Here is a 6,570-nt window from a genome sequence, read left to right as displayed (position 1 = left end):
TTTGGCAGATCGTGCTTTGCCCTCCCGATCAGGCGGATTTCAGCCCGCCGATATGGAAGCTCTTCAGCTCGAGATATTCCTCGATTCCGGTCGCGCCGCCCTCGCGGCCGATGCCGGACTGCTTGATGCCGCCGAAGGGCGCCACCTCCATCGAGACCGAGCCGGTGTTGAGGCCGACCATGCCGAATTCGAGCCGCTCGCCGACACGCCAGGAGCGGTTGAGGTTCTCGGTGTAAAAATACGCCGCGAGCCCGTAGGGCGTGCCGTTGGCGATCTCGATCGCCTCGTCCTCGTGCCTGAAGCGGAACAGCGGCGCGACCGGGCCGAAGGTCTCCTCATTGGCGAGGCGCATGCGCGTGGATGCGCCGGTCAGCACCGTCGGCACCACGAAGCGGGAGCCGTCGACCTCGCCCTGAGCTGCGGCGAAGCGCGTTGCACCGAGCGAGAGCGCATCGTCGAGATGGGCGTGGACCTTCTCGACCGCCGCCGCATTGATCAGCGGACCGATGGTGACGCCCTCCTGCCGCCCGTCGCCGACCCGCATCGCCGCCACCGCCTTGGCGAGGCGATCGGCGAAGGCGTCGTGGATGCCGTCCTGCACCAGGATGCGGTTGGCACAGACGCAGGTCTGGCCGGCATTGCGGAACTTGCTGGCGAGGGCGCCGGCGACGGCGGCGGCGAGATCGGCGTCATCGAAGACGATGAAGGGCGCATTGCCGCCGAGTTCCAGGCTCAAGCGCTTCAGCGTGTCCGAGCATTGCCGCATCAAGAGCGCGCCGACGCGGGTCGATCCGGTGAAGGAGAGCTTGCGAACGACAGGATTCTGCGTCAGCGCCGCGCCGACACCCTGCGGCAGCCCGGTGACGATGTTGATCACGCCGGGCGGGAAACCGGCGCGCTCAGCCAGCACGCCGAGCGCCAGCGCCGAAAAGGGCGTCAGCTCCGAAGGTTTCAACACGATCGGGCAACCGGCCGCGAGCGCCGGCGCGCATTTGCGGGTGATCATCGCATTGGGGAAGTTCCAGGGCGTGATCGCGGCGGAGACGCCGACCGGCTCCTTCAGGACGAGAATGCGCCGATCGGCGGTCGGCGCAGGCACGGTGTTGCCATAGACGCGACGCGCCTCCTCGGCGAACCACTTGATGAAGCCGGCACCGTACAGGACTTCGCCCTCGGCCTCCGCCAGGGGCTTGCCCTGCTCGGCCGTCATGATGCGGGCGAGGTCCTTGCGGTGCTCCAGCACGAGGTCGTGCCAGCGCTCCAGCAAGGCGGCCCGCTCGGCTGCCGGCCGCGCCTTCCAGGCCGGGAACGCAGCCTCGGCGGCGGCGATCGCTGCGTTGGTCTCGGCCTCGCCGCACGCCGGAATCGAGCCGATCTCGACGCCTGCCGCCGGATCGCGCACTGCCAGTTCCTCACCGGAGGCGGCGCCGACCCACTCGCCGCCGATCAGGGCACGGCCGACGAGAAGGCTGGGATCTTCGAGAGGGACAGTCGACATGGCAAGCCTCGTTCAGTAGCCGCGATCGCGGTCGATCAGGCCGATCAGGGGTTCGCCCGCCTGGTGGCGCCGCAGGTTGTCGAGGACGATGTCGAGCGAGGCCTCGGAGCGCGAGCGGCTGGCGATATGCGGGGTGAGCAGCACCTTGGGATGGTTCCAGAGCGGATGGCCTTCCGGCAGCGGCTCCGGCTCGCAGACATCCAGGACCGCTGCCGCGAGATGGTCGCTGTCCAAAGCTGCCAGCAGCGCGTCCTGGTCGAGATGGCCGCCGCGGCCGGCGTTGACGATCATCGCGCCGTGCGGCAGCCGGGCGAACAGTTCGGCGCCCAGCAGGCCGCGCGTTGCATCGGTCAATGGCAGCAGGCAGACCAGGATGTCGCTGCGCGCGAGAAAGGCGGGCAACTCGGCATCGCCAGCGAAGGTTTGGATGCCTTCGACCTCATGCCGCGAGCGGCTCCAGCCGGCGACGCCGAAGCCGAATTCGGCAAGCTTCAGCGCGCAGGCCTTGCCGAGCATGCCGAGGCCGAGGACACCGACGCGACGCTCGGTGGCCGGCCTGATCCGCAGCGGCCGCCAGGCCTCTTCCCGCTGGGTAGCGATGTAGGGAATGAGGTCGCGATGCAGGGCCAGCACCGACATGGAGACGTATTCCACCATGCTGTCGACGAGGCCGGGCTCGATCATCCGCACGATCGGCAAATGCGGGGGGATGTCGGCCAGATTCAACTGGTCGACGCCGGCGCCGACCGAGACGAGCAATTCGAGATTGGGAAACTGGCCGAGCAGATCGTCCGGCGGAAGCCACGCGGCGAGATAGCGAATCTCGGCGGGATCGCCGACATCCGGCCAGATCCGGAACGGCAGCTCCGGCGCCTTGTCCGCAAGCAACCGCGTCCATTCCTCGGCGCGGGCGGCATCGGACTTGAGCAGCAGCGTCATCGCATCGACCTCGCGGATATCAACCGAGCGCCTGGGTGACCAGGGCGTGGAGGCGCGCCGGTCCGGATGCGACCGGCAGATCGCCGCGCACCATTGCGGTGACATCGCCAGCCGGCGCAAGACCGTGCTGGACCAGCCAGTCGCCCAGCCCGGAGCCGAGCGGCAGATCGACCCGGATGAACTGCCCTGCCCGGCCGTGCAGCCAGCAGGCGATCAAAGTGCGCGCATCCATCTCGTCTGCAGCCACGACCGGGCCAACCACCTTGCCGCGACCGAAGTCGCGCAGGATGCTGAACCCGACGGGCTGCCCGGCCTGCTCCAGCACCAGGCATTCGCCGCATTGCAGGAGCGCCGCCAGGACCGGCCCGCGTTCCAGGCCGGTCGCCTCTCGATCGGGCCGTTCGAGCATCGCCAGGTCGGCCGGGCTGCCCGGGCGTAGCCGCTTGCCAAGCGTGGGCTCGGGCTCAGCGACGACCAGCGCATGCCCCTGGTACTGTCGCACGCCGCCGCCCCAGCTCCGGAAGCCGAGGCGGACATAGAGCGGCGCACCGGCAACGGTGGCATTGAGCATCAGCGAGCGCTCCCCGGCCTGTGCGAGCAGCTCCTGCATCAGGCGCTTGCCGATCCCGGCCCCCTGCTGCTCGGGCGCGACGATGATCATTCCGACCGTCGCATGGCTCTCGCCATAGGGCCACCACTGGCCGGTAGCGACGAGCTCGCCGTTGCGCTCCGCGACCAGACCGTGGCCGAGGCCGATCACGAACTCCCAGTCCTCACGGCGATGCGGCCAGCCGACGTGGCGCGACAGCTCTGCGCAGGACGCCGCATCGTCGATACGGATTGCCCGCAGCGTCAGCGCGTCCGAAGCCGCGATCCCGGTCATGCCCGTGCCGGCGGCGGACGCCACGGAGCTCACGCGCCGACCTCCTGGACGACATAGACCTTGGCGATGTGCTCATCGCTGTCCCAGGCGCATGGCGTGCCCTGCGCGACAAACACGCTCTCGCCCGCCGCGATCCGGACCGGGCGCCCGTCCTCCCCAGTCAGGGTGACGCTGCCGACGAGGATATGCATCAGCTCGTTGACCGGCTGCGGACGCACGACGCGCCGATACGGCGTCGAATCCCAGATGCCGGCCCGCAGGCGCGCCGTCTCGTCGGTGAAGGCGTTGAAGCTGCGGCACTGCGGCACCGGCCCTTCGAGAAGGTTGGCTGGCGGCGGCGACGAGGGCGCCAGCGGCGCATCGGCCGGCAGCTCCGTCACGCCGGGCGCCGCGGAAGCTGCTCCGGTGCCGGCGCAGGAGACCCAGCTCGTGCCGGGCGCCGCCTCGATGCGCAAAACCGTGCCGCGCGCGATCACGATGCTCTCGCCGACCTGGAGCGTGTGCCTGCCGCCGTCAGCGAGCGTCAGATCGAGACGCCCCGACCGGACGACGATCACCTCCGTGTGCGGGAAGGCCACGCTGTCGAGGATGCCGGAAAACGTGACGCGCCCCACCGCCAGGTCCTGCGGCCCGCTCCAGACGGTCTGCCGGCCGGCGCCGAACGGATCGTCTTTGGACAATGGCCCGGCGCCGGAGGCGGAGGCGTGAGCGGCGAAAACAATCGGAAAGGTCGGCATGAACGGTCCATCCAGCATGATGGTGCTGAGCTAGGCCGTTTCCCAGCCGCCGGATTGGAGGAAATTCGCGGGACGAGCGATCGGCATCGCGCAGCAGGCAGCGCCACATCGCGCTTTCGCCGCGTGGCGCAAGAGCATGCGCAATCGGGCGGACCCGCGAGGGTTCAAATTACCATTAGGATCTCGGCAGATCCAAGAGGGAGGAAGTCGCGATGTTCTATGCTGCGCGGGATGTGTCGCTGCTTTCGGTTGCGATCTGCATCATCGACCATGACGGGAAGATTTGCCTGGAGCGCTCGGTGCGCTCCGACGTTCGCGATGTCATTCTTTGCCTCGCGGGTTCGATCAGCCGATCCACCAGGTCGGGTTTGACGCCGGTGCGCTGATACTGCCCGTCACCTACGGACTGACGGAGGCTGGCTACGACGTCGTCTGCATGGAGGCGCGTCAGGTCGCAGTTGCGCTTTCCGCCATGCGGAACAAGACGGATGATCCGGGCCGCCAAGGGGGCCTGGTCTGGCCGGCACGATTTGTAGGGGTGGCTCGACGTGTCGAACTCGAGGACCGCACAGGCCCGCCGGATCGACACCTGCCATTCGCCACACATCAGGCCGACGAGCTCGCGCTTGCGACCAGGCTTCAGAGCTTTCGGCGGATGACGTCCTGCAGCATCTCGCGGTACAGGGCGAGGTCGGCAACGAGTTTGCGCAGCTTCGCGTTCTCATCCTCTAGCTGCTTCAATCGGCGCATCTCAGCCGGCAGCAGCCCCTCGTACTTCTTCTTCCAGTTGAAATAGGTCGCCTGGCTGATCCCGGCCCGCCGGCAGATTTCCGCAACCGGGATACCGTCGGCACCCTGCTTCAGAATGAACGCCTTCTAGGCGTCCGAGACTTCGAATCTTTCATCGTCTTCCGCTCCTCCCAGCCCATGGGAAACGACGCGAAACTCTAGCTCAAAGCGATTCAGTTTTAAGGGCTCAGATCAATCTGGAAGACGAAGGCGTCACCGTTCCGGGTGAGGTGCACGGTTACAATCCAGGTTACAATGCGGGATGCCGACGACCTAAGTGCCTGATTTTGCTGACTGGGAAAATGTGGCGGAGACGGAGGGACTCTTTCGACCCCCATTGGGGAACTGATTGATACCAAAAGACGAATCCGGAACTCGATGAATTCACTGGCTTTTTCTTGAGGAATCTCCCCAAAAAGTTCCCCAATCATGTTCCCAATCTGGCCGTCCCGGAATGTCGTATCTTCAGATAAAAAAGGGCCGCTGGCACTTTCGGATCGTGCTGCCCAAAGATGTGCGGTCGGCGTTCGACGATAGAACCGAGATTACGAAGGCGCTTGGCACCTCGTCACGACGGGAGGCCACGGTCCTTGCGGCCCCGCATATCGCCGAATGGCACAAGAAGATCGAGAAAGTGCGGGAGACGAATTCGCGCGAACTCGTCTTCACCGTGGGGCCGCTACGCGTAAGGAAGTCCGCGCAGTCGTTCGATCTCGAAACCGAAGATGGAACGCCGATCAGCAGCCATTCACTCCGGGATGGGCTGTTTCGCGAAGTTGCCAGAGACTGGTTTGAGCAGAATTGGCGTGCACATTTTGATGTTGCCGCTCGCAGCCCACACACCGAGCAAGAAGCCAAAGAGCGGGTGGACCCATCGGCTGTCTACGATAGCATTATCAAGCATTATGACGCGTATCGGCCCATCCTGCCATCTCGTTCGCGTTTTACGCAGGCTTGCGTGGGCTTGATCAATCGAAACACGAAATACAACTCGAACAAATTGGAATGGAAGGCGCTCTTTCCCGAGAGCAATAACCTTCCGGTTACCGATGATTTTGACTACTATCAGGAGGAAACCCTTCTGGGCGGAACCACTGTTTCAGACGCGGTGAAAGAGTATTTCAGTCGATCGCACAAGGTCAGACCTAAAACCGAGCAGCTTTGGCGCGCCCGTGCCAACATTCTGAACGAGTATCTGGGCGACGATGTTGGTTTGAAACACCTGACGGCGACGAAGGCTGATGAATTCAGAAAGGCGCTCCTGACCTTCCCGAAGCGGCGGCCAGAGAACCTCAATGGCTTCGTCGAGAGCGTCGCGTGGGCAGCGGAGAAGAAGGTAGATCGCCTGACCGAACAGACCGTCAACGCTTACACGAACGCGCTTCGGGCAATGCTATACCCGGCCTGCAAGAGGATGAACATCCGGAACCCGTTTGCAGAATTGAAGCCACTCAAGGGGAAGGTTCACGCGGAAAGAAAGTATCTCGATTTCTCGGACGGCGAGATCGCAGCCATATTTGGCAAGCAGTTCTGCGTGGATGGCCGAGGACGATACGCTTCGCCCGCTGACTATTGGACCATGCTCGGTCTTTTGCTCCATGGCGGGCGGATAAACGAATGGGCGCAGGCCCGCAGAGAGCAATTCTTCTCTCAAGATGGTGTGTTCTGACCTGCCCCCCGGAAGTTCCCTCGCTGTGATGTAGAGTCTGCCCAACCTGAGAAGG

The 6,570-nt window shown here is 64.9% G+C and carries 6 protein-coding genes and 1 pseudogene; 2 read left to right on the top strand and 5 right to left on the bottom strand.

The window, feature by feature from the left end:
• Positions 1-28: 28 nt before the first annotated feature.
• The 4 genes from CXY91_RS20140 to CXY91_RS20125 are packed head-to-tail and all read right to left on the bottom strand — an operon-like array spanning position 29 to position 4,057.
• On the bottom strand, positions 29-1,498 hold the full coding sequence (locus CXY91_RS20140) for an NAD-dependent succinate-semialdehyde dehydrogenase (protein ID WP_100962986.1): 1,470 nt from the start codon (positions 1,496-1,498) through the stop codon (positions 29-31).
• A gap of 12 nt (positions 1,499-1,510) precedes the next feature.
• Positions 1,511-2,437 carry a 2-hydroxyacid dehydrogenase gene (locus CXY91_RS20135; protein ID WP_100962985.1) on the bottom strand — a complete coding sequence of 309 codons (927 nt, stop codon included), beginning with the start codon at positions 2,435-2,437 and terminating at the stop codon, positions 1,511-1,513.
• Between the two features lie 19 nt (positions 2,438-2,456).
• Entirely contained in the window at positions 2,457-3,353 is an 897-nt protein-coding gene (locus CXY91_RS20130) for a GNAT family N-acetyltransferase (RefSeq protein ID WP_100962984.1), read from the bottom strand.
• Positions 3,350-4,057 carry a cupin domain-containing protein gene (locus CXY91_RS20125; protein ID WP_158673508.1) on the bottom strand — a complete coding sequence of 236 codons (708 nt, stop codon included), beginning with the start codon at positions 4,055-4,057 and terminating at the stop codon, positions 3,350-3,352. Before CXY91_RS20125 ends, CXY91_RS20130 begins: the two co-directional genes overlap by 4 nt.
• A 212-nt stretch (positions 4,058-4,269) precedes the next feature.
• Here CXY91_RS20125 and CXY91_RS30610 point away from each other — a divergent pair, with 212 nt between their 5' ends.
• Positions 4,270-4,443 (top strand): hypothetical protein, encoded by a 174-nt coding sequence (locus CXY91_RS30610; protein WP_199777525.1) that lies wholly within the window; start codon positions 4,270-4,272, stop codon positions 4,441-4,443.
• Between the two features lie 104 nt (positions 4,444-4,547).
• On the opposite strand, the pseudogene CXY91_RS20120 reads toward CXY91_RS30610, so the two are convergent.
• Positions 4,548-4,924: pseudogene (locus CXY91_RS20120) on the bottom strand (transposase); the annotation flags it as partial.
• 376 nt (positions 4,925-5,300) lie between these two features.
• On the opposite strand from CXY91_RS20120, the gene CXY91_RS20115 reads away from it, so the two are divergent.
• Positions 5,301-6,515 carry a DUF6538 domain-containing protein gene (locus CXY91_RS20115; protein ID WP_100962982.1) on the top strand — a complete coding sequence of 405 codons (1,215 nt, stop codon included), beginning with the start codon at positions 5,301-5,303 and terminating at the stop codon, positions 6,513-6,515.
• Positions 6,516-6,570: the final 55 nt, after the last annotated feature.

The organism is Allobosea sp. FBZP-16 (assembly GCF_002831785.1).
GTDB classification, from domain to species: domain Bacteria; phylum Pseudomonadota; class Alphaproteobacteria; order Rhizobiales; family Beijerinckiaceae; genus Allobosea; species Allobosea lupini.
This window is presented reverse-complemented; position numbering and strand designations above follow the sequence as displayed.